The 26,516-nt window shown below is 39.5% G+C and carries 20 protein-coding genes; 8 read left to right on the forward strand and 12 right to left on the reverse strand.

Features of this window, described 5'->3' with window-relative positions:
* Nucleotides 1–89 precede the first annotated feature (89 nt).
* The gene (gene tssD / locus ACVBDU_RS10920; RefSeq protein WP_447179787.1) at nt 90–491 is read right to left on the reverse strand and encodes a type VI secretion system tube protein TssD; all 402 of its coding nucleotides are present in this window, start codon (nt 489–491) and stop codon (nt 90–92) included.
* A 1,221-nt stretch (nt 492–1,712) separates the two neighbouring features.
* On the opposite strand from tssD, the gene ACVBDU_RS10925 reads away from it, so the two are divergent.
* The 6 genes from ACVBDU_RS10925 to ACVBDU_RS10950 all read left to right on the forward strand — a co-directional run bounded on the left by ACVBDU_RS10925 (nt 1,713) and on the right by ACVBDU_RS10950 (nt 11,201).
* Nucleotides 1,713–2,318 (forward strand): hypothetical protein, encoded by a 606-nt coding sequence (locus ACVBDU_RS10925; protein ID WP_447179788.1) that lies wholly within the window; start codon nt 1,713–1,715, stop codon nt 2,316–2,318.
* Between the two features lie 104 nt (nt 2,319–2,422).
* Nucleotides 2,423–5,758: a hypothetical protein gene (locus ACVBDU_RS10930; protein WP_447179789.1), complete on the forward strand. Its 3,336-nt coding sequence runs from the start codon at nt 2,423–2,425 to the stop codon at nt 5,756–5,758.
* A 9-nt stretch (nt 5,759–5,767) separates the two neighbouring features.
* Nucleotides 5,768–6,211, forward strand: a complete 444-nt coding sequence (locus ACVBDU_RS10935; RefSeq protein WP_447179790.1) for a hypothetical protein — start codon at nt 5,768–5,770, stop codon at nt 6,209–6,211.
* Between the two features lie 182 nt (nt 6,212–6,393).
* Nucleotides 6,394–10,134: a DUF6443 domain-containing protein gene (locus ACVBDU_RS10940; protein WP_447179791.1), complete on the forward strand. Its 3,741-nt coding sequence runs from the start codon at nt 6,394–6,396 to the stop codon at nt 10,132–10,134.
* Nucleotides 10,135–10,139: 5 nt separating this feature from the next.
* Nucleotides 10,140–10,565: a hypothetical protein gene (locus ACVBDU_RS10945; protein ID WP_447179792.1), complete on the forward strand. Its 426-nt coding sequence runs from the start codon at nt 10,140–10,142 to the stop codon at nt 10,563–10,565.
* Between the two features lie 222 nt (nt 10,566–10,787).
* On the forward strand, nt 10,788–11,201 hold the full coding sequence (locus tag ACVBDU_RS10950) for a hypothetical protein (protein WP_447179793.1): 414 nt from the start codon (nt 10,788–10,790) through the stop codon (nt 11,199–11,201).
* A gap of 515 nt (nt 11,202–11,716) precedes the next feature.
* Here ACVBDU_RS10950 and ACVBDU_RS10955 read toward each other — a convergent pair.
* The 3 genes from ACVBDU_RS10955 to ACVBDU_RS10965 form a co-directional block, all read right to left on the reverse strand.
* Nucleotides 11,717–12,238, reverse strand: a complete 522-nt coding sequence (locus ACVBDU_RS10955; protein ID WP_447179794.1) for a DinB family protein — start codon at nt 12,236–12,238, stop codon at nt 11,717–11,719.
* A 278-nt stretch (nt 12,239–12,516) separates the two neighbouring features.
* Nucleotides 12,517–12,975: a YybH family protein gene (locus ACVBDU_RS10960; RefSeq protein ID WP_447179795.1), complete on the reverse strand. Its 459-nt coding sequence runs from the start codon at nt 12,973–12,975 to the stop codon at nt 12,517–12,519.
* Nucleotides 12,976–13,054: 79 nt separating this feature from the next.
* Nucleotides 13,055–13,867, reverse strand: a complete 813-nt coding sequence (locus tag ACVBDU_RS10965) for a helix-turn-helix domain-containing protein (protein WP_447179796.1) — start codon at nt 13,865–13,867, stop codon at nt 13,055–13,057.
* 573 nt (nt 13,868–14,440) lie between these two features.
* On the opposite strand from ACVBDU_RS10965, the gene ACVBDU_RS10970 reads away from it, so the two are divergent.
* Nucleotides 14,441–15,541 carry a fatty acid desaturase family protein gene (locus ACVBDU_RS10970; RefSeq protein ID WP_447179797.1) on the forward strand — a complete coding sequence of 367 codons (1,101 nt, stop codon included), beginning with the start codon at nt 14,441–14,443 and terminating at the stop codon, nt 15,539–15,541.
* A 164-nt stretch (nt 15,542–15,705) separates the two neighbouring features.
* On the opposite strand, the gene ACVBDU_RS10975 is transcribed toward ACVBDU_RS10970, so the two are convergent.
* Nucleotides 15,706–16,266 carry a helix-turn-helix domain-containing protein gene (locus tag ACVBDU_RS10975; protein WP_447179798.1) on the reverse strand — a complete coding sequence of 187 codons (561 nt, stop codon included), beginning with the start codon at nt 16,264–16,266 and terminating at the stop codon, nt 15,706–15,708.
* A gap of 283 nt (nt 16,267–16,549) precedes the next feature.
* Between ACVBDU_RS10975 and ACVBDU_RS10980 the strand changes: the two genes are divergently transcribed.
* Entirely contained in the window at nt 16,550–18,010 is a 1,461-nt protein-coding gene (locus ACVBDU_RS10980; protein WP_447179799.1) for a glycoside hydrolase family 130 protein, read from the forward strand.
* Here ACVBDU_RS10980 and ACVBDU_RS10985 read toward each other — a convergent pair.
* The 7 genes from ACVBDU_RS10985 to ACVBDU_RS11015 all read right to left on the reverse strand — a co-directional run bounded on the left by ACVBDU_RS10985 (nt 17,999) and on the right by ACVBDU_RS11015 (nt 26,513).
* Entirely contained in the window at nt 17,999–20,245 is a 2,247-nt protein-coding gene (locus tag ACVBDU_RS10985; RefSeq protein ID WP_447179800.1) for a glycosyltransferase family 4 protein, read from the reverse strand. The genes ACVBDU_RS10980 and ACVBDU_RS10985 overlap by 12 nt on opposite strands.
* 92 nt (nt 20,246–20,337) lie before the next feature.
* Nucleotides 20,338–20,517 (reverse strand): hypothetical protein, encoded by a 180-nt coding sequence (locus ACVBDU_RS10990; RefSeq protein WP_447179801.1) that lies wholly within the window; start codon nt 20,515–20,517, stop codon nt 20,338–20,340.
* Nucleotides 20,518–20,893: 376 nt separating this feature from the next.
* Nucleotides 20,894–21,337 carry a BT0820 family HAD-type phosphatase gene (locus ACVBDU_RS10995; protein ID WP_447179802.1) on the reverse strand — a complete coding sequence of 148 codons (444 nt, stop codon included), beginning with the start codon at nt 21,335–21,337 and terminating at the stop codon, nt 20,894–20,896.
* Nucleotides 21,338–21,454: 117 nt separating this feature from the next.
* Entirely contained in the window at nt 21,455–21,910 is a 456-nt protein-coding gene (locus tag ACVBDU_RS11000) for a DUF2753 family protein (protein ID WP_447179803.1), read from the reverse strand.
* Nucleotides 21,911–21,917: 7 nt separating this feature from the next.
* A complete protein-coding gene (locus tag ACVBDU_RS11005; protein WP_447179804.1) occupies nt 21,918–22,514 on the reverse strand; it encodes a superoxide dismutase in 597 nt (198 codons plus the stop codon).
* 217 nt (nt 22,515–22,731) lie between these two features.
* The gene (locus tag ACVBDU_RS11010) at nt 22,732–24,141 is read right to left on the reverse strand and encodes an alkaline phosphatase (RefSeq protein ID WP_447179805.1); all 1,410 of its coding nucleotides are present in this window, start codon (nt 24,139–24,141) and stop codon (nt 22,732–22,734) included.
* Between the two features lie 53 nt (nt 24,142–24,194).
* Entirely contained in the window at nt 24,195–26,513 is a 2,319-nt protein-coding gene (locus tag ACVBDU_RS11015; protein ID WP_447179806.1) for a TonB-dependent receptor, read from the reverse strand.
* Between the last annotated feature and the right edge of the window lie 3 nt (nt 26,514–26,516).

The raw sequence follows: 26,516 nt of genomic DNA on the forward strand, positions 1-26,516 counted from the left end.
CTTTACCATATCCCGAAGTCGCATATGGGTGTATCTTTGAAAATTATGAAACTTTAACCGTTGTACATTTCTGTTCATACCTCAATATTTTAAGACGTGGCCTGCGGCCAACGACTGGTATAGGTATATGCCCCGTAGGTTATTTCATAAGCGGAAATGACCAGCTCTAACTCCATTGGGTTTTCGCTTTCCGCATTAAAGTGCTGTTTGTAATACAGGCAATATGCCTTTGTAAAAGAAAGTTCCTGCATTTTGGCCATAGCATTGTCTTTATAGAACACTATCGTACCGTCTTTTGTCGCGGTTTCCGAAAGCGTCCAGCCAAATAGGGAATCATCTCTATTAGCCGCTAAAAGCAAGGTGATTTGCCCTCCTTGGGCGCGTGTAGAAGGTTTACCGTTGTTGTCGCTTCCTTTTTCAAAGGTAAAAGAGCAGTCTAAAACAGTTAATTCCTGCCCGTCAATGAACAGTTTAGAAAGAAATGTTGCCATGATAAATAGGTTTTTATAATTACGCAATTAACATAAGGGGCAGTTCATGGATATAAAAATAAAGATTTTTTGGGAATAAAAGCCCCTGGCCAACTGGTCCCCGTTTGAACCTCGGGGAAACGGGGAGCCATCATATAAAGGTGTTTGTAACTCCCTATATTAAAAAGTAATTCTTATTTTCACATGATAGAAAGCGGTGACATACGGATGCAAGTTCCATCCTTTCTTTGTAAAACTTCACAATTTTAGGGGGAAGTAACCACCTCTTTTCATGAAAACTACAAATACACATTAAAGTACGGAAATCCACAAGCCTATATCAGTTAATAACAATATCTTGCACTTCACACCCCTCTCCGTCTAAGGAAGGGGTTTTCTGTTTATTAAACTCAAACACCCAATCTTATGGCCATATTTAAACGGATTAAAAAGAAAGGTAATGCACGTATAAGACAATTTTTTAAAGACATTTTGAAAGAGATACTTTACGATCATAAATACAATTTGTATTTCGTAGAAGAGGGGAAAGAGATTGCTAGGGCCTGTTAACACTACACACTCAAAGCGGCTTTTTGGCCTATTTTCTGCCTCTCTTCGTTATTTTTTCCTTATTTGGCGCTACCAAACTCGTCAAACATGCCTCGATAGACAAAAAATATACTCAAAAATCCATCTTTTCTGGTAGTGTTAACAGGCCCTAATAAAAGTGGAGTGCCCTTTATTCCTCCGATAGCTTCAAAAGTCGAGATAGATGATGGAAAAAGTTTATTTGTTGTGGAAGAAATACATATCCAGGACGGATGTGGAGTAATCTACTTATCCGGAAAAAAGTACCCGGCTTAATTATAAATCTCCAATCAAAATCTCAATTCACTTATAAGTGTAGTAATAAATAAAGAATTAGGAACTACATGTCTTAACCTTTTATTTCATTTTTCGCAATAAACGACTATAAAAGACAACAAACCATTAATGAAAAGATAACGTATCTCCATTTCTGTTGAAGGTAAAATCAAGTACCTTGTGAACGCTTTAATCCAAAATTAACATAGCGAATGAAATAAAATTACCTATCCCCTAAACCTGTATATAATTATCAGGATTTATTTTTTATCCCCCCCAACAAAAAAAGAAAGCCTTTCCCGGATAAAGGATTGGCATGGAATTATTGTTGTCTATTGACATTGCAAATACAGAATATAAACATAAAATTTTAGACTGATGAAAAGACTTTTACTTCTTTTATATATGGCACCCCTAACCATTTATGCCCAAACCAATACATTTCCGGCTTCGGGCAATGTAGGAATAGGGACCACTTCTCCAGAGGTAAAACTACTGGTATACAATACCGGGACTATAGGAGCAAAATGCCCCCCTTCAAATAGTTATCTGACCATACGGGATAATAACAATTCCTTAATTATAGACCCTAATGGACTTTATGGTTCCCAGACAATGCGTATAGGAACAGCAAGTGGTGACATAAGGTTTGGCAGTGTAAATGAAACAGGAGTTACGGACAAGATGGTTATAAAAGAGAATGGCAATGTAGGTATAGGTACAATTACTCCAGATGCCAAGCTCGCCGTAAAAGGCAATATCCATGCCCGGGAGGTTAAAGTGGACTTGGCAGGCACTATAGCCCCAGATTATGTCTTTAAGGAAGATTATCATTTGCGTTCCTCAGAAGAGGTACAGGCCCATATTAAGGAAAAAGGGCATTTACCGGGGATTCCTTCAGCTAAAGAGATGGAAGGAGAAGGGATAGGTCTGAAGGCAATGAACCTGAAGTTGCTGGAGAAAGTGGAGGAGTTGACGTTGTAAATAATTGAATTGAATATAAAAAACAAGAAGCCCAAATACAAGTTTTACTCAAAGACGGGGCTTTGTGAAACAGTATGTTAATAGATTAAGTGAAAAAATAGAATATGAAAAAACAATTAATAATCAGCTCCATACACCTTTTGTTTTTTTTCATTGTGTCTGCACAGGAAAATGAAGCCTTACCAGATTTGACTCCACCATCTCCTACTGCGTATGAATTAGGAAAATATGGACAAATACCTGTAAATCTCTTTAGTGGCACGATAAACTCGAACATCCCTATTTTTACTTTTGAGACGTCTAACTTGAGTATTCCCTTGTCTTTAAATTATTATTCTAATGGGATAAAGGTTGATCAGATGCCCACTAATGTAGGACTAGGTTGGGTTTTAAATGCTGGAGGTGTGATAACAAGGGTAGTTAAAGGAGAGCCGGATGAGGACAGATTGAGCTCGATTCCACAAGAAATCATAGAAAATGGAATAGACGTAAGTAACGATAATACATATAATTTTCTAAAGAGAAGATCATTAGACTCATTAAGTTACCATGTTCCAGATTCTGAAATGGATATTTTTTCATTTAATTTTTTAGGACATATGGGGCAGTTTGTTTTCAGTCATAATCAACTTATGTATAATACAGATCCTGAAATAGTTTTATTGGAACCTAATGGATTGGATATTAAGAAAGAAGGAAATAGTTTTATTATCACAGACAAGGATGGGATCAAATATTACTTTGCGGAAGTAGAATACTCCTTTACAAAAGGTCAGAAAAATGATCAATCGATTGATTACGAATATCCAACAGGTTGGTATCTGAATAAGGTTGTACATCCTTTAGGGGATGAGGTTTATTTGAATTATTCAAATAAATCTTATTCCTATTGGATAGGTTTGCATCAGAGTTTGAGTGTCCCTACGGCTTCAAAATATCCTTGTCCTGTGGATCTGAAAGAGATGTATTATTCTTGGAGTGAAGTTACTCGAACACTAGGAGTAGTAAGGGGTAAGCAACTAATGTCTATTTCGAGTAATAAACCCCAACGAGGAGAGGTGTTTTTTGATTATGAGACTTTTACATTGGAGCCGACAATGAGTTTCCCAATAGTGTCTCATATTAGGTATATGAGAAATGATGGAACCGTTAGAGATAGAGCCGATTTCAATTATTTGATAACTGCCCATAATAGATTGTTCTTACAAGAGATTTCCTTTAAGGACATTTCAAAAAAGTACTCACTTGAATATATTAACCCGGAGGAGTTTCCGGAAAGATTATCTTTTAGCCAGGATCACTGGGGGTATTTTAACGGGGTGAATAATTCATATTTTTTTCCTAACCCCAAATCTTCCCAAAACAATGTATCGCTCCATGAATCATTTGATCAAGTCAATGTTGGAGCTAATAAAAAGCCTAACCCTTATTATGCTAAGACCGGGCTACTCAACAAAATTATATATCCGACAAAGGGTAGTACGGAGATAAGCTATGAGGGAAATACTTTTAGTACTACGAAAACGACTACAGGGCCTACAGAAGGAGAACAAGTTATTGTTAAGGAATATACAGATTCTTATACTTTAGGATCTAGTAAAGAGGTAGAAATAGGAGTAAAGTATGGCCAGGAAGTTCGATTTTTTGGAAACGTGGCAAAATATCTGGGAGATAGCGAGTGTGCAACTGTTAATGAAGATGATCCGGACAAAATAATGATTACGGTGTCCATAGAGAACTTAGCAGGAGGACGCGTATCCTTTTACTACTACTCCGATAGTGGTAAAGTATACTTGGATAATTCAGTAAATATTACGCGTGATTCATCGATCAAAGATTTTTACGCATACCTTTCTAAGGATAATAATTACCGAATTACCCTGTCACCGAGACATTTTTGTACAGATGCAAGTCTTGTTTTTTATTATTATAAAGGAGACCTGATCACTACTACCACTCCTGTTGAAATAACTGAAGGAGGGCTTCGGGTGTCACAGATTACTAATACATCTGCTTTAGGTAAACGGGAGACCAAAAGATACTTTTACAGCAAGAAAGAGGATATGGAAAAATCCTCGGGAATTAAAGGATTAGATCCTTGGTATATAACCAAAAACACTAATAGAATTAATATTTCCGAAGTGCATAAAAATCCGGGGTTTGCTTATTTATATTGTAATGATTGTGATAATGTTTCTTTAACTCTTAATTCTTCTAGTGTCAGGAATCTTTATCCATCTTCCAAATATCCCAGTACTACATATACACATGTAATTGAAAGCTATGGAGAAGGAGTTTTTGAACATGGGGGAACTGAACATGAATTTTATGTAGGTCGGGATTATCCTGCAGTTCATTTATATGGTGACATTATTCCTTATTCAACATGGGATAATAGAGGATGGATTAACGGATTGAAGAAAAAAATATCTCATTTTAAATATATTAATGAAAATATTATAGTTACCAAAGAAAAGGAAAACATATATACCAGGGATACCCACTACAACCAGACAATATATGGGCTCACCATTCGTAAGAAGTATAATTATTTATATAATCCAACAAATGGTGATGTGTGTGGTGATTCGCAAGAGGATGGGTACAGGGCGGCAAGAATTTCTAACTTGGATATAGCTTTAAACAAATTACAAACTAACTGGTATTATCTGAGCTCATCTACAGATCGATTATTTGATAAGAACGGGGAAAATCCCATAGAAATCGTTAATAGTTATTTTTATGACAATCCTGAGCATTTGCAGTTGACAAGGACAATACTTAAAAACAGCAAAGGAAATGTTCTAATCACTAAAACCTTATATCCTCAGGATATTTCAAACCGGACATCCGCAGAGAATAAGCTAATCACCCAACACCGTATTGCCGAGCCTATTCAATTCGAAACCTACCAGGATGGAGTTAAGTTATCCTCCGTACGCAATGTATTTGGGGACACTTGGGGAAATAACCAGGTATTGCTAAAAGAAATCCACACTTCCAAAAAAATCGCCTCCCCAGAGCCCCGCATTCAATACCACAAATATGATAATTATGGCAACCCTTTGGAACTATCTTTGGTCAATGGTCCGCATATAGTATACCTATGGGGATATAATGGTCAATATCCTATAGCCAAAATCGAAAATGTGCCCTCATATAATACTATTTCTTCTACGCTTATTACTGCAGCCAGGAATGCTTCCAATAGTGGAACAGAAGCAGATTTAATAGGAGCCTTAGATGATCTTCGGGATGCTTTACCCGATTCCCGGGTGACGACCTATACTTATAAACCATGGATAGGAATAAGTACAATCACGGATTCCCGGGGTGAAAAAATGACCTATACTTACGATACGTTTAATCGTTTAAGATTTATCAAAGATGAAGCCGATAAATTACTGGAAGAGTATCAATATCATTATAAAAACCAATAATATAAAAGCATGAGAACTACTAGTTTTTACTATTTGGCAATAATACTTTTTAGTCTGATTTCTACAGATTTTTATGCACAAAATATAGATGCCGATAGTTTAATGGGAAGATGGCAATTAGACTATAACCTGACCTGTGATCGACAAAATACTAAGCAAAAAAATATGCTATCAAACCTAAGTGGGGAAAGATTGTCTTTTTTTAAAAATAGTTATGTAAACAGAACGCTGAATTTTAAATCTAATTCTATTTTCACTTTAGAATTACAGGATGGCACTATGGTAGAAGCTGTTTGGGAATGCATGCCTGATAGGATTTTAAATATATCGAAAGGAGAATATACTACACAATACTATGTAGAATTTATTTCTGATAACCGACTTATTTTAAAAAGATTAGGCGATGATGAAAGCATGGTTTTTAGTGTTCTGTATTACATAAAAACGATATAGAGATGAAAATATTTAGCAGAATTTTCAGAAAGCCATTGTTTGTAGCTTTCTTGTTTTTCTCTTGCTTCTATAGTAAGGCACAAGGTATATATGGTAATGTGGAATTAGTCGGACCAACGGAGGTATCTGTCAATGGAGTATATGATTATGAAATTTACCTAAAAAATCCTCAAGGATATTTAATGAATAGTAAATCCACTTTCTGGAGAATTTTTGGTGGGGTCATTGAGAATGAACCTAATGCTACCACAACAGTTTCTGCCATGGGGAATACCTCATCACAATTGCTAAAACACTATCAGAACGAGAGGCACAAAATTAGTGTTTCTTGGTCATCAGATCATAGTTCTTCCAGTTATGATATCGAAGTTGAATTATACGATGAATTGTACCAAGAAGAAGTTTTAGGAAAAAGAATTAATGTTGTTTTGGATGAGAATCAATTAGGAGAACCTACACAAACTGAAAACTATGTTTTCAAACGTAATTATCAAAAGCCTTTGGAGAAGGCTTCCGAAATTACGTTAGGGGAAGATGTCATAGAAAGCGTAATATACTATGACGGTTTAGGGAGGCCCAAACAGGAGGTTGCAGTTAAGGCCTCCAATGATAAGAACGACCTGATCACCCATATCGAATACGATGCCTTTGGCCGTCAGGCCAAAGAGTACCTTCCTTACCGTGCCGGGCAGAACAAAGGGCAGTACAACGGTAATGCCCTGTTGCAGACCAACAGTTTTTATAATACCACCAAATATGAAAACACCACCAACCCCTACAGTGAAAAAGTTTTTGAACCCTCGCCGCTGAACCGGATAGAAGAGGTGGGTGCCCCGGGCAATCCGTGGAAGGCGAACCCCGCCAGTGATACCGACCATACCATCAAGTACGATTACACGACCAACGGTGGCAGTGAAGTACGTTTGTACGAGGTGTCCCTGACCTCCGATTATACCCCCTCCCTGGTGGCTTCCGGACATTATACGGCCGGGGAACTTTATGTCACGGTAACCAAAGACGAAAACTGGAAACCGGCAGATGGAGATAACCGAACGACCAAAGAATACAAGGACAAACAGGGCCGTGCAGTGTTAAAACGGACCTACAACAGCGGAGCTCACGATACCTATTACGTCTATGACGATTACGGGAATTTAACCTATGTGCTCCCGCCAAAGGTTAATACGGGAGCAACGATTACCGCCACAATACTCAACGAGTTGTGCTACCAGTATAAATATGACGAACGGAACCGTTTGGTAGAGAAGAAAGTGCCGGGCAAGGGTTGGGAATACATCGTGTACAACACCCTGGACCAGCCGGTAATGACACAGGATGCCAAGCTGAATGCCCAGAACAAATGGCTTTTTACCAAGTATGATGCCTTTGGGAGGGTAGCTTATACGGGTTTTCATAATAGCGAAAGCACCAGGGCTACCCTGCAAACCACGGCCAATAATACAAATACCTATGAGCAATATGTAACCAAAACCGAAACTTCGAGCACTTATGCCGGTACTCCTGTATATTACAACAATGCGGCTATTCCGCAAGGCATGGCAGAGATCCATACCATTAATTATTATGACAACTACACTTTTGACCTTGCCGGGCTAACCAAACCCACTACGGTATTGGGACAAACGGTAGATACGCGGACCAAAACCCTGGCTACGGGGAGTAAGACAAGAGTATTGGGTACTAACCATTGGATCACCACGATCAGCGCCTATGATAAAAAAGGAAGGCTGATCTACGCGGCTACCAAAAACCCTTACCTGAATACTACCGATATTGTAGAAAACAAACTGGATTTTGCCGGGAAGGTATTGGAAAGCAAAACCACCCATACCAAAGGGAGCAATGCAGCTATAGTTACGGTAGACCAATTTGAATATGACCATGCCGGCCGGTTGATAAGACAATTACAATGTATTAACGGGAACTGTGGCGGAAATACTACGGGGGATAACCTGACCTTTAACAGTGCAGTTACAACTACTAAGAACGAAGTGGCTGGCAATTCCATTACCTTAAAGCCTGGTTTTCACTTCAAGGCGACCAGTAGTGCCAGTTTTAGTGCTTCGATCAGCCCGGCAGGAGAGCTTATTGCAGAAAATGTATATGATGACCTCGGGCAGTTAAAGGAGAAGAAGGTAGGGAACAGTGCGGAAACCCCTTTACAAAACATTACTTATACATACAATGTACGTGGATGGTTGACGGATATCAATGATGTGGATACCCCCGCAGGTAAGCTGTTTAATTTCCAGGTCAATTATAACACCAGCCGAAGCGGGGTGGTTGATCCTTTATATAATGGTAACATAGCGGAAACGTATTGGAAAACAACTAATGACAATACCATGCGACGTTATGCCTATACCTATGATGCCCTGAACCGGATCACCTCCGGGAAGTTTAACGGCAGCGGGCAGACCGATCGTTACACGGTAGAGGATATTGCCTATGACAAGAACGGGAATATTACCAAGCTGACCCGTAACGGTGCAATTAATGCCAATGCCACTTCTTTTGGGGTCATGGATAAACTGAGTTATGCCTACCACAACGGAGGTAATTTTTTGGTAAAGGTGACTGAAACGGGCAATAAAACCTATGGTTTTAAGGACGGCAGTAATACGGACAATGATTATGCCCGGGATGCCAACGGCAATATGACAAGAGACAAGAACAAGGGGATTACAGGTATTACTTACAATCACTTAAACCTTCCTACCCAGGTCAGTTTCGGAAGCAATAAAATTGCTTATATTTACGATGCTTTGGGGACCAAATTAAAGAAAGAGGTTACCCAGGGAAGTTCTGTGACAGGTACGGAGTATGCAGGTAAGTACATCTATGAGAACAACCAACTCAAGCAGGTAAGCCACCCGGAAGGCTATTTTGAACCGAAAGCCGGAGGTGGATACCAGTATGTATATCGCTTAACGGATATATGGGGTAATACGCGGATAACCTATGCAGACGACAATAGTGATGGTATCGTGGGAGCTTCGGAAATCCGGAGGGAACAGAACTATTACCCTGGCGGGTTAGAACATCGCGGCTATAATGGTGCGATGTCCGGGGTAAAGAATAACCTGAAGACCTACCAGGGGCAGGAGTTCACCGAAGATTTAGGCTTAAATACCCACGAGTGGAGATATAGGATAAGTGATCCTGCAACGCTTCGCTTTTGGCAGATAGACCCATTGGCCGAAGATTATTATTATAACTCTACCTATGCCTTCCAGGAGAACAAGTTAGGACTGGGAGTAGAATTGGAAGGGGCTGAACTTCTTCCTTTCAACCCGGTTAATATGTTCAATTTTGAAGGAGGTGGAAAGCCGGTTCTGACCTTTGGGCTGCACAACTTAAAGCTCCCTATGGCAGAGCGTACCGAGGGCGATTTTGGAGACAACGTTTTAAAAGCAATGTACAACGGTGCTGCATCGACCTGGAATGAAGGCATGGCAGGTAAAGATCTGGGACAGATAAATGATGGGGGGATGGCGGCCACAGGTGATATGGTCAGAAGAATAGAAAATGGAGAAGGAACTATTCAGGATGTTGAGAATATTGTAGCCACTGGTATTGTAACAATTGTAAGAGGCAGACTTGGACCAAAAAGTAATAAACCGGCAATCAAAGAGCAAGCCACAGCAATAAAAAAGGATTTGAATGGAGGTAAAAATTCAGTCACAATAAAGACACCAAGCGGTCAAACTCGTTTTGATCTTGATGGTAGGGCACACGGAGGTGTAGAAACGCCCCATAAACAATCTTACCAAAATAATGTTGTCGATGGACAGGTGAAAAATATAAGTAGGACAAGCAAGAGGGCTGAACCGATGACCCAACAAGATGTGAGAATTGTTAGAAAAACCTTGGAGAAAAGGAAAAAGATGGATGAAAATTAATGATTATGAAGATTGATTTGACAAATTCAAAATTACTTGATAGTTTGCTAGAGATAGACTTTGGAAAATCCTCTTACTACGATATTCATAATGATTTTGTTTTGATAGCGGTAGAGCTTAAGGGTTTATCAAGTGAATTGGTCTTAAAATTTGTTAGCTCTAACAAAGGAACTCTGTTAAGGTTTGTTTTTAAGGATGTAGATTTTATTGAGTTTTTAATACCTACAGATATGAATGAATTGGTATTGGACAACTTTCATAGAGGTAGGTATGAGATTAATGGCAAATTGTATGATGAGTACAATAATAAAAAATGCTTTTACATTGAATTTTGTGAAAAAGGCAACTTAAATTTTCTATGCTCGAAAGCATTTTTGGAAGCAGAATCCAATGGCAAAGTAATCAATTTACAAGATGAAATGCCTAAGTAGTCGAAACATGAATGAAAGCAACCCTATTGAAGCACCCCCAAATAGTGTCTAACTTTTTTGGGAATTTTTATAAAACTCCTCATGTATAAAAGTTTACTAAAAATGTAAATCCACAAACAGGAGAAGTATTTATAAATAAAAATAGAAAAGACGTTAGACCTATGACACAACAGGACATCAGAACTGTTAGAAAGGTTTTAGAAAAGCGTCAACAAAGCAACAATGAAAATTAAGGAAACTTGGACTGATAAGGACTTTGAAGAAATGAACTGGCACGATAGTCGTCTTTACCAGTTAAAGTTCCCTGATGACAATTGTGATTTTACTTTATATCTTGACTATATTTTTGAATGGATTGAAGATGAAAAGGGTTATAAATTTTTAGTAGCTCCCTGTGAATTAGTTTGCTATAATGTGATTGATCTGAAATTGGATATAATTTTTGATAAATCTGTAGGTATAGACATTAATATAATTACCAGAAAAAATATAGGTAAAACTCCCAATGGAAAACTTAATCAATGGAGATATTTAGTAGAAACTGATAAGGGAACAATAGATTTTACAACGACAGGTTTTAGTATGAAAACCATATCAGATCCTATATTAAGTAGAAATCAGGATTATAAAATTTGAATAAAAACTATCTACGTGATGTCTTTACGGACATTGTTGATTAAAACTAAAATAGTGAAACCCGCTCTACGAAGTGTTCCGTGCTCTGCGAACGTCTCCGACTTCGCAGCTCACTGCACATCAATGACAGGCCAATACGTCGTGCTCCTCTCTGAGGGGCTTCCAAAATGATGTTGAACCACATTTTTGTAACTTGTTTAAAGCCTTCTTCATTGACCAGGTCTTTGCAGCAATACATAAAGTAAGACTTGTGAAAGATTAAGATACACTTCAGAGTGTGTGTTTTTCGTTTTTTCTTTTCATTGAAGGCTTAGGCTGCGAAGTTGCAAACTCGCAGAGCGGGGGTCATTGGTTCAAACCCGGTAGGGTCCCACAATAATAACCACAATTCAAAGTCAATGTCCGGTTTTCAGCAATCTCCTGTTTTATTTAAGCATCACAGCTTGTTTTAAATAGATTGCTTTCACTTTGTTTGGAAGTATCCATCCCGATGCAAAATCCCTTTGAGAGATCAATCATTTCCACCATCCGTTCTGCTTCCTTATGTAAATGATCTGACCCGTATGATATGCATTATGTGCAGCTAAATTGGCTATCATTGAGCCCCATTCATTAATTTGTTCCGGTGTTGCGTTTTCAACTAATGTTTCCAATTCCGATTGCTGATCATCTAACTTTCGGACTACGGTTTTCCATTCTAAATCTTTATCTTTTTTAAATGTGACTTCGTTGCTTTCGATTTGGAAATCAGATAAATCTTCACCCCTTATTTTCTTTAGGTTCTTTTCATTCCAAAATGTCAAATGAGAAATTAATTCGCCTATGGAATGATTTGCGGTACTGTCTTTCCAATTTAATTGTTCCGCTGAAAGATTTTCGATTGCTTTTATGGAAGGCACAAACCATTCCTGGTTGTCATGTGTATTTTTCAATTGCTGCAAGAGTAATGATTTCACGTCAAGATCATTCGTATGCCGGGTTTTATTAGTACAGCTTACTAGTATTCCCAGACCAATTAATATTAAAATATGTTTCATGTGTTTTTTTATTGTTTTTTCAATGGTCACTACCTGTCCCGAAATAGCGGGATGGAACCTCCATCTGACTGCCGGGAAGATTCGACGGTTAAAACAATCATGCATGTTTGTGCTTTAAAGATTATTTTAATCATGTCGGTTTCATTATTACGTGTAATAATTTAGTGAGTAGTAAAATTACTTTTGTCCGGATGTAGTAGCTAAAGCATAATCGACACTGCAAACGCACAGATATGACCTAAAGTCACAACGTAATTTATGTTTAATAATATTCACAGCTATTGATTGCTGCTAAAAGCATCCCGGAACATTTTCCAGCCTTCAGGTGTTTTTTTCCAGAGGACCAAATATTTTCCATTATCCTTCTGTTTTCCTTTTCCATCATAAATTTTAAGCAAACCAACCTCGACAACATATCCGTCACCAGCACCAAAAACCTCCTGGGTGATAAATTCACCACTACGGGTGCCACCGGCATATGACTTTCTGAAAAATTCAGCCACGATATCTTCACCACACATAATCGGTTTACCCGGTTCCATTAAACATGCATCCTTGGCATAGCGATCTGTGAAAAGTTTGGGTTCGTTTCTTTCATACGATTTAAAATAAATAGCATTACTTTCTGCTATTGCCTTTTTTGCTTCTTCCAGTTCAGATGTCTGACCGAAGTTTTTCTGGCAGAAGATAAAAAACACTAAGACCATGATTCCAAATAAAAAGTTTTTGCTTGTCATAATTAACTGATTTAAATTTTATTGGATAAAAGTATACCTCAGTTAAGTGTTATGATTGTAAAAAAACGACATTTCTATTTTACAGAAAACCACTGCTTGACGGAAATAATCCTTTTTGGTAAGAAGATGGTGTTATTCCTGTAAAAGATTTGAAATCTTTAATAAAATGTGACTGATCTGAGTAACCACAATTATATGCAACCAGGGTAAGGGCCTCCGGAGATTTGTTTAATTCACGAAGACTCTCATGAAAACGATATATTTTTTGAAGCTCTTTAGGTGTTACACCAATGTATTCTTTAAACAGCCGCTGTATATGACGTTCACTGTAGCCTGTTTCCGTTACCATTTTTTTTACCGCGGTCGGGGTAATAACGTCTTGCGCTAATGAGGTTATCATATAATTAAGAAACTCTATATTTCTTTCTTTTATCTTGTACTTACTCAGCCTTTTTATTAGAAATGCTTCAAGTATGTGGATTCGGGCAGTTAAATCATTTTCTGAAAGCAACATTTCATGTAATAAGGCGGTGTCTTTTCCGAAAACATCACACAAATCGAATATATTATTACTGAAAAGAGCGGCTCTGTCATTTATAAAACAACAAGCAGTATGGGGATGAAAATTGATTCCCAGGATAATATCACGTCCGATCATTTTGGTCCTTGAAGGCCCCATTTGTTGGCCTCGCAATTCCAGATTTGTGTCGGTCTCGAAGTTATCACCATGTTTAGATTGCCATTCGGCACCTCCTAAATTAAAAGCAATTTGCAGGTAACCTGAAGGCAATAAAACTTCCTCTCTGGTGATGAATTCTTCCGAATCAAAAAACCAAAACCTCCTTATATAAGGTTTTAATACATCACTTGGAACAATTTTTTTATAGACCATGACTCCTGAAATTTAGTACAAGTCAACTACCCCTGGGCATCCCGATACTATCGGGACACTTAGTGAGTAAAAATAAAGCAAGAAGATGAAAAAAAGAACAAAAACCTACAAGTCGTTATGATTTATTGATTTTCCGTTATAAGTTAAAATTATTTTCACTCAGAAAACTCACATAAATCCGAAAATTGGTTCGAGACTTGTATCCGGCACCCACAATAGTAAACACAAGGCCTTCGAGACTTCAGAGGCTTTTTTTACTTCTGTCCGGGTAATAGTGTTGTTCAGGCTTCCTTTATTATTCCCCCTCTAATTAATTTAAATACAACAATTTAGCAATGAAAAATATTAGGGATTTCAAGAAATAAGGCGTACCTTGTATTTATATTAAAAAATCTAGATAGAGGGCTGGTGAGGATTCTTATTTTTAGGTGAGAATCCAGGGTGAAGCAAAGATTTTATTTTTCTACTTTTTCCTGAACTTTCCACTTTTCTTTACAGAAGAGGCCAAATGCTTCAATTTTATTTTCACTATCAATAAAGTTCCAAGGCGGTCTCACTCAAAAATATTACATTATGAATACCCCGAGATTTTCGACAAACCAGCCTTCCGATTTCTCCAAAACATTGAGGAGGAGGGTGAATGCCTATTTTAAGACCAGAAACATCAGTAAACATGCCAATAAAAGTATGGTCGGGAAAACCGTTTGCATGCTTTTTGCTTTTGTAGCTCCCCTGGTACTTATCAACACCGGGATTGTCCACAGCGCACCATTGCTATTTACACTATACATCATCAGTGGTCTGGGAATGGCTGGCATAGGCATGGGCATTATGCACGATGCCATTCACGGTTCGTATTCCAGAAACCGTAAAGTAAACAAATACCTCGGCTATACGATGAACCTTATCGGTGCCAATGCCACCGTATGGAAAATACAGCACAATGTGCTACACCATACCTACACTAATGTACTGCAAGCCGATGACGATATTAATGTTCCGTTTTTTCTACGGTTCTCCCCACATGCGCGGAAGCACCGGGTACAGAAATTCCAGCATATTTACGTTTGGTTCTTCTATAGTATTTCTACCCTGATGTGGATAACGGTAAAGGATTTCATAAGGATCCACCGGTACAAAAAAATGGGTTTTCTGGATAAAAAAAACGAATACAAAAGAGAACTGTTAAAGCTTATCGGATGGAAACTGTTGTATTACAGTTATGCACTTGTGCTGCCACTCTTTATCGTGCCTTTATCCCCCTGGATAATTATACTGGCTTTTGTGAGTATGCACATGGTTACCGGTCTTTGCATAAGCAGTGTATTCCAGGTAGCTCATATTATGCCTGTTACCAAATTTCCGATCGCAAACAGCAAAGGAATTGTAGAAAATGACTGGTTTTTGCATCAGTTGGCTACAACGAGTGATTTTTCTCCCCGGAGCCGTTTTTTTTCCTGGCTTATAGGGGGACTAAACTACCAGGTAGAACATCATTTATTACCCAATATATGCCATATCCACTACCGGAAAATATCACATATCGTCAGGCAAACAGCACATGAATACGGCCTGCCATACCACACAAAAAAGACCTTTGCCGCCGCCATAGCCGATCATATGCGTATGTTACGACAACTGGGAAAAACAGAGGTAATATCCGTTACTACCTGATCCGTTCGACTTGAATCCTATTCAATACCGTTTATTCCCGTAAGTTTTGCACTGAAATGAGTTAAGATCCTCTTGTGTGAATGTCTCGCGGGCTTGTCCCCGATAGTTGTCTCTCTGTTTGTTCCAGGCTTTTGCTGACAGCGTACAAACGGTTATAGCTGGTTTCACAAATCTTCGAGGGGAATTCTCCGTTTATCCTTAATTTTTTTATAAAACGAAGGAGAAAGGCCTGTTATTTTTTTAAACTGGGTGGAAAGGTGGGCCACACTGCTATAATGCATAAGAGAAGAAATTTCCGTAAGGCTCAGTTCGTCGTAAAGGAGTAGTTCCTTTATCTTTTCAATTTTATGAATAATAATGAAATGCTGTATCGTTATTCCTTTAACTTCTGAAAAAATATTGGCTAAGTGCGCATAATCACCCCCCAATTTCCGACTGATATAATCCGAATAATTAACCCGGGGTAATTCATTGGTATAATGAATCATTTCTATAATGACAGCCTTAATTCTTTCGATTAGGATGCTTTTTTCGTCATCCATTAATTCCAAACCGGATTTACGAAGATTCTGTTTCAGTTCCGTCTCCTGCATGACGGTAAGATCTTCCAACAGCTCCACCATTCCCAGATCTATAGAACCATACTTCAGGTTTAATTTGTCGAGTTCGGATTTAACTACCATCTTACACCGAAGGCATACCATGTATTTTATATATAGAATCATATTTCATTTTCTTTTAATTCGCTAATAACAGGCGAATTAAATCCCTGATGGAATATTGAAAACAATACGTTGCCATCTGTAAAGCAAAGTGTATCTCCTCAATTGTTTCTAACGCAGGCCTCTGTCAATATATAAATGTGTAATAATTTTCTTTTTAAGTGCAACGTAATGGAAAGGTAAGAGTGTATCTTGGCATTACTTTATTAATGCACACTTTTGTTGGTCTAAAATACGAAATTATTCTTTTGTAAATTAGGTAGTAGTAACTATTTATTCACTATATATGCGTATTCCCGTACTTCGTAAAGACCTGAAATTCATCCCGGATGCCAGGCGTGTTGTCGGGCGTTTCTTTTCCAATGGAGACGATGGAACGAGGAATATGATTAAAAGAATAATGTCTCTGACCGACTCTGAAATACATCGTCTTCTAGAGCAGACTTTAAGAGAATTCGCGCCCCGGCACCGCAATATTTTTGAGCTCTTTAATAAGCATTGCGAACTTGTGAGAGAGCTTATACTGAGTGTCGGGGTGGATTATGAAAAGCTTTCTTACCATCGGAAAATGTTAATTGGGGCTTATTGTACTATGGAATATTCTATAGAATCTGCAGCATTTTTCAATCCGTCTATTATAGAGGACCCCGATCAATCCTTGTTGGAAGAAGGAGAAAAAAGGGTTATTTTGTCTTTTCGGGCAACGGGAGAAGGACATATTTCGTCAATTGTTTTTCGAAGAGGCGTTTTAGACAAGGAGAATAACCTGCACCTGGATAAGGTGGGGAAATACGTGGACATGGCAGAGATTATTCATAAAACAACTTACGATAAAGAACGATTTATAACGAAAATGAAAGAAATGCGTATTCCGGAAAGTTTTACATCGATCTTTATGGAAAATCTTCCGGAAGTTTTTGAGTATCAGTCCCTATTAAACATTGTTAACTTGTTGCTTAAAGATGAATCACTGAGTCAGAAAAGAAGAACTGCTTTTACGGAGATTACCTGGTTAATGGATTCGTATTACGATGTACAGTTCCAACCGGACTCAGATATAACCGAACGTGTCATATTCCCGTTGTCCGCATCGGAACGTAATGGTATGGAAGATGCCAGATTTGTCAGTTTTTCCGATGAAGATAACACCAATAAAATATATGCTACTTATACGGCATTTAACGGACATACCATATTACCCAAATTGCTCTCCACAGATGATTTTTACACCTTTAGGATCATGCCTCTGTTGGGTAATGGCGCACAGAACAAAAACCTGGCATTGTTTCCAAAAAAGATCAAGGGAAAATATGCCATGCTCGCCCGGGTTGATGGTATTAATAATTATATTATGTACGCCTCAAGAATTACGGTATGGAACAACCCTATATTGCTCCAAAAACCCGAATTCCCCTGGGAGTTCAGACAAATAGGGAATTGCGGTTCCCCGTTATGGACACCACAGGGATGGTTGGTGCTTACCCACGGTGTAGGGGCCATGCGGCGGTATTGTATAGGGGCTTCACTTCTGGACCTAGAAGATCCTGCAAAGGTATTAGGACGGCTGGAAGAACCCTTACTGATCCCTCTTGAAAATGAGCGGGACGGATATGTTCCCAATGTGGTATATTCCTGTGGTGCAATTATACATAACGACAGTCTGATTCTTCCGTATGCAGTATCCGATTATGCATCTGCATATGCTGTAATATCCATGCCGGATCTGATAAAAGCGCTAACAGGGTAATTCCGTATGATCCGGTGATATTATAAATTCTTCATGCGCCTGTAAAACGGTCAAATGGGAGATCAGATAAGCTAATGAACTCTCCGCTCCCTGATTTCGATTAACCCCGTAACTTTCAAAACCATCGCAACATCCCTTGGTCTCAAAATCGTATAAACTCATTCTCAGGTCATTTTCACCCAGGAACCACATAAAAGAAATAAACAGCAGGTTCAGAAACTCTTTGTCGTTAGTACACAGAAAAGCCCGATGGTACATAAGAACCATAGCCATAGCATCGATAGGTTGCTGAGCGAATAAAGACCGTTCTCCATCCTTCGCATACCACTCCTTGTTCCCTATAATAGACAAACAACCGTCTTTTATGGTATGTGTTGTTAAAAAGTTCATAGACTGTAAAGCAATTTCGGTAACATTGGTATCATTGAGCAATTGTGAGGCATGCAATAGTGCCAGCGGCAATATCCCGTTATCATAAGCCAGTAAATGCTCAAACCATCGCCAGTCTGCCGTGCCGTGTCTGGAATATTCTGATGTTAACTTTCCGGTAAGGTTTCTCAATCGTTCTGTCATCTCATCATCTGACGGATTGGAAGTCAGGTAATAACTAATCCCTATAATAGTATTTGCAATACTTCGTATGGATTTGAGATTTTCAAAATTGGGGGCTGCGTTGAAAAACAGTAATTTCCCCGTTTGATAATAGGCATCATTGGGAGAATTACCCAATAAATAACCTAATGCCCAGATTGTTCGGCCAAAAGAATCCTCCGACCCGATCTCGTCTAAAAAACTTCGATTGAAACCCAGGAAATTCCGGAATGTTCCATCGTCATTTTGCATATAATGAATATAACTTAAATAAATAGGCATGAGTTCAAGAGCCAGTTCATTTTTATTTTGTTTATACGTCATTAAAACCATGAGTAATGCCCTGGCATTATCATCCAGACAATATCCTTCCTTTAAATTGGGAATCCCGAATTTTGCATGCTGAATAATCCCCGTGTCATCCGTAAGCCTCTTGATATGAATTAAAGATAAAGGAGGAAGCAACAAAGGATCGAGTACTGTTTCTTTTACAGGCACACTCCTTTTAGGTTCTTCCAAAATGGTTTTACATAGTGCAGTATATTGCAATCCTATTTTTGGCCAGACGAGATTTTTCCCATATGAAGAGGCTTTTTCGCGGATAGCTGCACAAGTTTCAGGCTCGTCCAAAAGCCGGTTTAAGGTATTGGAAAGCATCCGATCGTCATTGAAATTAAATAATACGCCCCGGTCATCGGCCAACAATTCTGCCGCATGCCAGAATGGAGTGGAAACTACGACACAACCCGCCCCCAGCGCATAAGATAATGTACCACTGGTAATTTGTGCCTCATTGAGATACGGCGTGATATAAATATCACTGGCGGATAAATATTTAAACAGCTCTTGTTCGTCGATAAACTCATTCAGTAACAAAACATGTTTACCTAACTGATGATTTTTAATCAGTAACTGTAAATAGTTACGATATTCTTCCCCGGAGTGCCGCAGCACATTAGGATGTGTTTTTCCTATGACAATATATAGTGCTTCCGGATGCTGTTCAATTACCCGGGGTAATGCTTTGATCACGGTTTCGATCCCTTTGCTTCTCCCTATAAATCCGAAAGTAAGTAAAACTTTATGATTTTCCAGCTTATAAGCCCTCTTGGCTGCCTGTGAGTCAAAATGAATATCGGGAACCCCGTGTTCAATAAATATAATTTTATCTTCCGGAACGTTGTAAATAGCTTTCAAGATTTGAATAGCCTTTTTAGACATAACCACTAGCTTATTCGCCATTTTACAAATTTCCTTCAGAATGGCCTTTTCATTATAAGATGGTGTTTCCAATATGGTATGCAACGTTACCACAATAGGTATTCGTAACCTGTACAATAATGGCAGAATATACACACCACTGAGCCCTCCGAAAATTCCGAATTCATGTTCCAGGACACAAAGATCAGCACCACTGAGATTAATGAAATTCGCAGCCTCCAGATAATCGGTTTGCTGTTCCTGTTCTATAATGTGTTTTACTTCTTTAGGATACGTATAAGGTATATGATGGTCATTCATGGCAATAATCAGCGTCTCCGTATTTTCTTCGGTACTGCCAGCTATGGCCTGTGTCAGATTTTGTGTAAAAGTGGCAATACCACATTCACGAGGTGGATAAGTGCCGATCAATGCCAGTTTCATAGGGATTATTTTTAGAACAAAGTAATCGCCTAACCGGAAAGTCAGACGATTCTAAGAATTTAACACTACGGTTGTATAGGTTACTGAAATGCTTACGCGATATACTCTTTTAACTCTCTCTCAAAATACACCAGTTCTTTTGCTTTCAAATCGTTTTGTACCTTACAGTAATACACTCCTCGTACATAAACCCTGATAATAAGTGGAACCGTAGGGCGTACTATGGCGCATACTTGTTCCCCTTTCTTGTATACATTATTCCTCTCTTTCATTTTGTATGCTTTACGTAGAATTAGTACTTATGTAATCTTACATAATGTAGCTTTATGCCTGCCATTCAATAGAAAAATAAAAAACACTACCCTAAGTCAGACAGTATTACAAATGTGACACTAATTAAAATGGAAAGTGTTACATTATAAAAGACAAATCTTACAGATTTAAATAGGATTCCAATGCAATGGTAAGTACTGAAGAAATATAAAATACCCTGTCACCAAATCTGACATCAAGAATCAGAAGCTGTTTAAGGTTTTATCCCCGGGTTCTTTTATCTGCTCTTAAGGTCTGTTTAAAGCTGAAAAGAAAATCAGGAGAAAAGTGGATAAGGAAAAAACGACCAGGGTATTTTGGGGTAAGTATAACTTTTCAGCGTTTGTAAAACATAAGCCGCAGTCTTTCCGATATTTTTGTTCTTTTATGTTTTTTGACAGTAACGGTCATGGATTCTTCGGGATGCAATACTTCCCATATTTTCTCCCAACCTAAAAATCCGCCCACATTCCGGTCGTCAATAAAGACATCGGCATCAAGCTTTCGGCTGTATCCCTTTTGCCGGTTTTCCCCGGTATAATTTTCGTTTACGGCATAAAACTCAACACCTTGTTTTTTACAATAATCTACAGCCTCTTTCAGACTCTTATCTTGCCTGTAAGTCCAGAGGACAAGGCGGTGTCCTTTTTGCTGTAATGCCTTGATTGTAGCAAAAGCAAAGGGCATCTCCCTTCCTATTTCCGGGTATTTATGTTCGACAATGGTACCGTCAAAATCGATGGCTATGACTTTTCCGGAACTGTGTATCATAAAGTTCATAGTTTGTTTTTTAGAGTAAATTATTCATGTGGTTTCAAGCAGGATACATTTTTAGCCATGTTCAGTGTTAAAAATATTAATAGGTCTCCCCTGCAACGATCTTATTCGGAAGAATTTCTACCCGGGACTTTTCTGTAACTGTTTTTTCAATGCGGTCAGTACGGAAAGCAGGTTTTTATCCCCTTTATTTTCCGTGACAAAATCGGTATAGGTTATTGCAGCTCTTTTTAGTTCGTTTTGAATTTCTTCCGTTTTTATATCCGGGTGTTGCTTGTGTAGCAGGTGTAAAAGATAATAAATGACCCGGCGGAACATGATTTCGGCCTGTTCCTCTTGCTTCAGTTCCACATGGGTATACGCAATATTATTGCACGAAATTATATATACCTGTATAAAAGGTACATGATGACGAATACAGGCAGACAGATTATGATTCAGTACTTCGGCCCTGTAAAGAGCGTCTTTATATCCCACCAGTGCTTCTTCGAATTGCCCTTTACGGAACAATTTGTTGGATGTATTTGTTTTGGTTTTCCAGTAGTTTTCTATGTGATTCAGGCAGGGCTCACTCATATCATCGTCATTTGAGGTTTTTGTTGGCAAAATCCCAGTTCACGATTTCCCAGAAACTTTCCACGAATTTCGGACGGGCATTGCGGTAGTCTATATAATAGGCATGTTCCCAGACATCCAGGGTAAGGATGGGGTTTTTGTCTTCGGTTAGCGGTGTATGAGCGTCTTTCATGGGGATAATTTCCAGTTTACCTTCCTCGTTTTGCGCCAGCCATGCCCAGCCGGAACCGAATAACCTGATCGCTGTTGTCGAAAATTCATCCTTAAATGCTTCAAAACTTTCGAAATCCCTTTCAATACAGGTTCTGATCTTTCCGGTCGGCGCCTTACCGCCATTCGGGGACAGGCAATGCCAAAAGAAACTGTGGTTCCAGTGCTGGGCCGCATTGTTAAAGAGCGGCACATCACCGTTTTTATAGCTGATCCGGATAACGTCTTCCAGGGGAATACCGGATAGCCGGGTATCTTTCATAAGCCCGTTTAAATTGTTGACATAAGCAGCGTGGTGCTTCCCATAGTGATAATCAAAAGTTTCTTCTGTGATCATCGGGGCAAGATCTTTTGTGCCATAAGGTAATTCAGGCAATCGGTACGTTGTTTCCATCACTTCCGGTTTTTAGGTTTTATAATTTTCACAGGACAAATCTAATAAAAATATGGTTGAAACTAAAAATAAATTTAGACAAGTCTAAATTTATTTTAAAGCACAGTAGTTTAACGGACGGTCTTCCCTCCCGTTATACTATATCACCGGCACATCGTTTTCCGGCCTGACATTCCGATATGTTCAGGCCGGTCTGGTCATATGTTCTTTCTAAAAATCAGAAATTATTTTCTACTTCCGCCGCTTGCAGCATCAGGTAATGCAGGTCCGTATTTTTGACAAACGGCTTGAGCAACTCGCTTCCCGGGCCATACATTGCCAGCTCCACATAATCGGCAGAATGATTCATACTGATCCAGCTTACCGAATTGTGTTTTCGTTGAATTTCCGCTAAAGCTGCAAAAGGCAAGTGTTTCGGATTATAGAGGCCTTCTTCCGGATTTAAATTATCATAATATCGCAGGATCAATTTGGCTTCTTCCTCCGTCATGGAAATGTTGTTGGCATAAGCAATTCTTTCCCTGACCTGGGAAGGTTTTGTGTTTTTGCTAAAGTTATTCAAAATCCACTCATTGGAATGTTTGTAATGTTGAATGGAATCAAAATTCTCATTGGCATCCTTCCCGTAAACCACACCCGGATTGGCATTCCCGTGGTCGGTAGTAATGATTACCAGGGTTTCTTTGTCGGTTTCGGCGAATTCCATAGCTGTTTTTACCGCTTCATCAAAGGCAATCTGGTCATAAATTAAAGCTGCAATGTCATTGCCATGCGCTGCCCAATCTACCTTCCCCCCTTCTACCAAAAGTGCAAACCCTTCCGGATGGTCCTTCATGAGATCGATAGCTTTATGTGTCATTTCGGCAAGTGTAGGAAAATCGGCTTCCAGGCCGGAATCATGGTTACGGTCTATGGTATAGGGTAAGGACTCGTCACCAAAAATGCCCAGGATGGGTTTGTCCGTCCCCGTATTATCCAATTGTCGCCGGTTTTTTACTACACGGTAACCGGCAACCTGGTATGCTTTATACATATCGGTTTTGTCTTTGCGTTTTTCAGACGAAAAATAGGTGTCGCCACCGCCCATGATCACATCAAATTTCTGTTCCAGATAACGCCCTGCAATTTTTTCCTGGGCATTTCTGGATTTTGAAGTGACACAAAACCCCGCGGGTGTAGCGTGAGTAGCCGGAACTGTGGTAACCGTTCCGGCTTTCTTGCCGGCTTTTTTAAATTTTTGCCACAAAGGCAAATGAGCTTCTCCGTTCTTGCTCATATTCAACGATCCGTTAGGTACACGAACACCCCCTCCCCAGGAGGAACTGGCTGCCGCCGAATCGGTTACGATGGAACTGGCAGAAGCCGTATCCATCAAGGCACGCGACACTTTATTTTCTTTGTATAATTGCAGCCAATTACTGCCTTTTCCTGTTTTTCTTTGCAGAAGTAAGTCTGCCATGTTCAGGGTTCCGCTACTCATTCCGTCACTAACCAGCATAATGATGTTTTTCGCTTTTTTATTACGCTGAAATATATCCGCTTCGGCAGCGACAGTATGGAACGGGTTTAGTAGCGATGCTCCCAGTGCCGAGAGCGTCCCGTTTCTAAAAAATGTTCTTCTGTTCATTCCTGATAATCGGTTATAGGGAAAATATTGATTATCCTGGACCATCCAGGTTATTAAAAATCATACTTCAGACTTATTCCCGAGTAAAAATTGCTCTTCGGGGCCGGATCGTAATAGGCTCCGGAAAAGGCATTAAACGCGGTCATTGAGCTATATTCATTATCCAGCAGGTTATTTCCCCCGGCATATACATTCAACTGAATATTGTTCAGTACTTTCTTCTTAAATCCTATTTTCACATCTAATAGCCTGTAAGGGGCCGTTGTATCCGTATTGGAATTGTTCAGGTATATTTTGTCATAGTACGAAAATGTGGTATTCAGATAAAGTCCGGTTTTGCTTTGAATGTCACTTCCCAATACCCAGGTGTGCGGATGTACGCCAGGAATATACTTCCCGTCAAAACTCACTTCACCGGAAACATTGTCCGTATCCGTTTCCACCGTATTATAAGTTTGGAACTTATGGTCCATATAAGAATAGCTGCTCCAGGAACGGGCGTTTGAAATCCATTTATCCGTATCTTTTATCCAGAAATACTCTGCCCACAACTCAATTCCCTGCCGGTCTATGGCTCCGGCATTTTCGTTGATAATAAAATCTATTCCACCCGTATTGGAAGTTACTCTCGGTACAATGACGTCTTTTTCATCTAACCTGTAAAACACCATGTCGAATGCCAGGCGGTCTTTCCATGCCTTTCCTCTTACTCCAAGTTCCTTGTTCCATCCCTTGGCAGATTCCAGGTCAAAATTGATATTAGTTCCGTTATTATCTATAGCACCTCTGGGTGGCGGAGAAAAACCTTTGCTGACATTGGCATAGGCGTAAAGTTTGTTGTTGAATTTTTTCATCAGTGCCACCCGGGGTGAAAAATCATTGACCTCTTTGGAAAACCGCGGTACATCCATCGGCATAAGCCTTTCTTCGAAATCCAGGCGGAAATTATTATAACTGGCTCCCAGCGTAAATGTAAATCCGGCCGGAAGTTCCATTTCCAATTGACTGAAGGCAAGCACAGATTGATCTGTAGTTGTCCGGGCACTGTTAATCGGGCTTTCAAAACCATCGCTGAACTCATTCACATCGTGGATACCCCGTGTGAACTCTCCTCCGAATACCCATCGGGCATCCATACCTCCAAAACCCTTGAAATTATATACCATAGCCGAACGGGCCGAGAATGTCGTGGTAATGTTTCTGTCGGCCACTTTGAAAAAGTCGTTCCCTATCAGGAAATCTCCCTCATACACCTGGTAGCTGAAGGAAGTATTATTTTCCCAACGGTCATTCCAGCGATAACTATGGGCCGCACCCACCAACAGGTTCTTGCCCGTAAGTCCGTTGTCCAATTCGGGAGAAAAACTGGACTGTCTGGGGTTTTCGGCGACCTGTCCGGCAGAAATATTTCCGGGAATACCGTAACTGCGATCCGTATATTGAGCGATAAAAGACAGGCTTTGTTTCTCACTGGGGAACAACCGTGCTGTCAGGTTAACAAATTGATTGTCGGATGCCGACTCATCCCGGTATCCATCGGTATGTACATTGGAATATTGCAAACGGATATCGCCTTTTTGCCCTGAAGTGGAAAATATGGCACTATACCTGTGGGAACCATAACTGCCCCATAACCCATCGGTCTGTAAACTGGTTTCCTGATATGCCGGCTTCCTGTTTTCCAATAGTACGACCCCGTGCAGACCGGCGCCATAAATACTTCCCGAAGGCCCCCGTATAACATTCACAGTACCTATGCTCCCAAAATCCAATTCCCCAAGGGGAGCTCCGCCACTGGCTATGGTGATCGGGATATCGTTCCAGTACATTTTATAATTATCGCTATGCCCGGTCACCCCCAGGCCCCCTCCCCGTATTTTTATGGAATAACGACCGATAGTAGTAGATTCCATCTTCACCCCGGGCAGGGTGCTTAAGGCTTGTTGGGGACTCAGTAAATTATACCTGTCAAGATCACGGACGTCCAGGTTCCCGATGGCCGACGGTGTTTCCATTAACTTCCGGCTTCCTTCAAAGGCAGTAACCACTACTTCATCCAGATATTGTTCCTGCTTGCTGAGCCTGATGACCAAATCTTCTTTGGGTTCGGTAAATGTTATTGAAAGTGACCGATACCCCAAATGACTTACAATCAAACTAACCGGAAATTTAATATCCTGAATTTCAAATGTTCCGTATTTATTAGTTGTTTTTACTTGTGCTGTCCCATTAATTTCAACGTGTGCACTAACCAGGGGGAATTTTCCGGAGTCGTCCATCACTGTCCCGCTCAAGATGCTCTGTGCCTTTAATTCTCCGGAAAAGATGAGCAGTAAGAAAGCTGCCCAGATCCATACTATTTTATTTTCCATGTT

The organism is Sinomicrobium endophyticum, assembly GCF_052983315.1.

Coding starts and splice junctions, on each gene's coding strand:
- ACVBDU_RS10930 (WP_447179789.1), top strand. CDS start 2,423: ATGAAAAAACAATTAATAATCAGCTCCATACACCTTTTGTTTTTTTTC.
- ACVBDU_RS10935 (WP_447179790.1), top strand. CDS start 5,768: ATGAGAACTACTAGTTTTTACTATTTGGCAATAATACTTTTTAGTCTG.
- ACVBDU_RS10955 (WP_447179794.1), bottom strand. CDS start 12,238: ATGAAACATATTTTAATATTAATTGGTCTGGGAATACTAGTAAGCTGT.
- ACVBDU_RS10990 (WP_447179801.1), bottom strand. CDS start 20,517: ATGAAAGAGAGGAATAATGTATACAAGAAAGGGGAACAAGTATGCGCC.
- ACVBDU_RS11015 (WP_447179806.1), bottom strand. CDS start 26,513: ATGGAAAATAAAATAGTATGGATCTGGGCAGCTTTCTTACTGCTCATC.
- ACVBDU_RS10925 (WP_447179788.1), top strand. CDS start 1,713: ATGAAAAGACTTTTACTTCTTTTATATATGGCACCCCTAACCATTTAT.
- ACVBDU_RS11000 (WP_447179803.1), bottom strand. CDS start 21,910: ATGAGTGAGCCCTGCCTGAATCACATAGAAAACTACTGGAAAACCAAA.
- ACVBDU_RS10975 (WP_447179798.1), bottom strand. CDS start 16,266: ATGATTCTATATATAAAATACATGGTATGCCTTCGGTGTAAGATGGTA.
- ACVBDU_RS10985 (WP_447179800.1), bottom strand. CDS start 20,245: ATGAAACTGGCATTGATCGGCACTTATCCACCTCGTGAATGTGGTATT.
- ACVBDU_RS10980 (WP_447179799.1), top strand. CDS start 16,550: ATGCGTATTCCCGTACTTCGTAAAGACCTGAAATTCATCCCGGATGCC.
- ACVBDU_RS10965 (WP_447179796.1), bottom strand. CDS start 13,867: ATGGTCTATAAAAAAATTGTTCCAAGTGATGTATTAAAACCTTATATA.
- ACVBDU_RS11010 (WP_447179805.1), bottom strand. CDS start 24,141: ATGAACAGAAGAACATTTTTTAGAAACGGGACGCTCTCGGCACTGGGA.
- ACVBDU_RS10960 (WP_447179795.1), bottom strand. CDS start 12,975: ATGACAAGCAAAAACTTTTTATTTGGAATCATGGTCTTAGTGTTTTTT.
- ACVBDU_RS10940 (WP_447179791.1), top strand. CDS start 6,394: ATGAATAGTAAATCCACTTTCTGGAGAATTTTTGGTGGGGTCATTGAG.
- ACVBDU_RS10945 (WP_447179792.1), top strand. CDS start 10,140: ATGAAGATTGATTTGACAAATTCAAAATTACTTGATAGTTTGCTAGAG.
- tssD (WP_447179787.1), bottom strand. CDS start 491: ATGGCAACATTTCTTTCTAAACTGTTCATTGACGGGCAGGAATTAACT.
- ACVBDU_RS10995 (WP_447179802.1), bottom strand. CDS start 21,337: ATGAACTTTATGATACACAGTTCCGGAAAAGTCATAGCCATCGATTTT.
- ACVBDU_RS10970 (WP_447179797.1), top strand. CDS start 14,441: ATGAATACCCCGAGATTTTCGACAAACCAGCCTTCCGATTTCTCCAAA.
- ACVBDU_RS11005 (WP_447179804.1), bottom strand. CDS start 22,514: ATGGAAACAACGTACCGATTGCCTGAATTACCTTATGGCACAAAAGAT.
- ACVBDU_RS10950 (WP_447179793.1), top strand. CDS start 10,788: ATGAAAATTAAGGAAACTTGGACTGATAAGGACTTTGAAGAAATGAAC.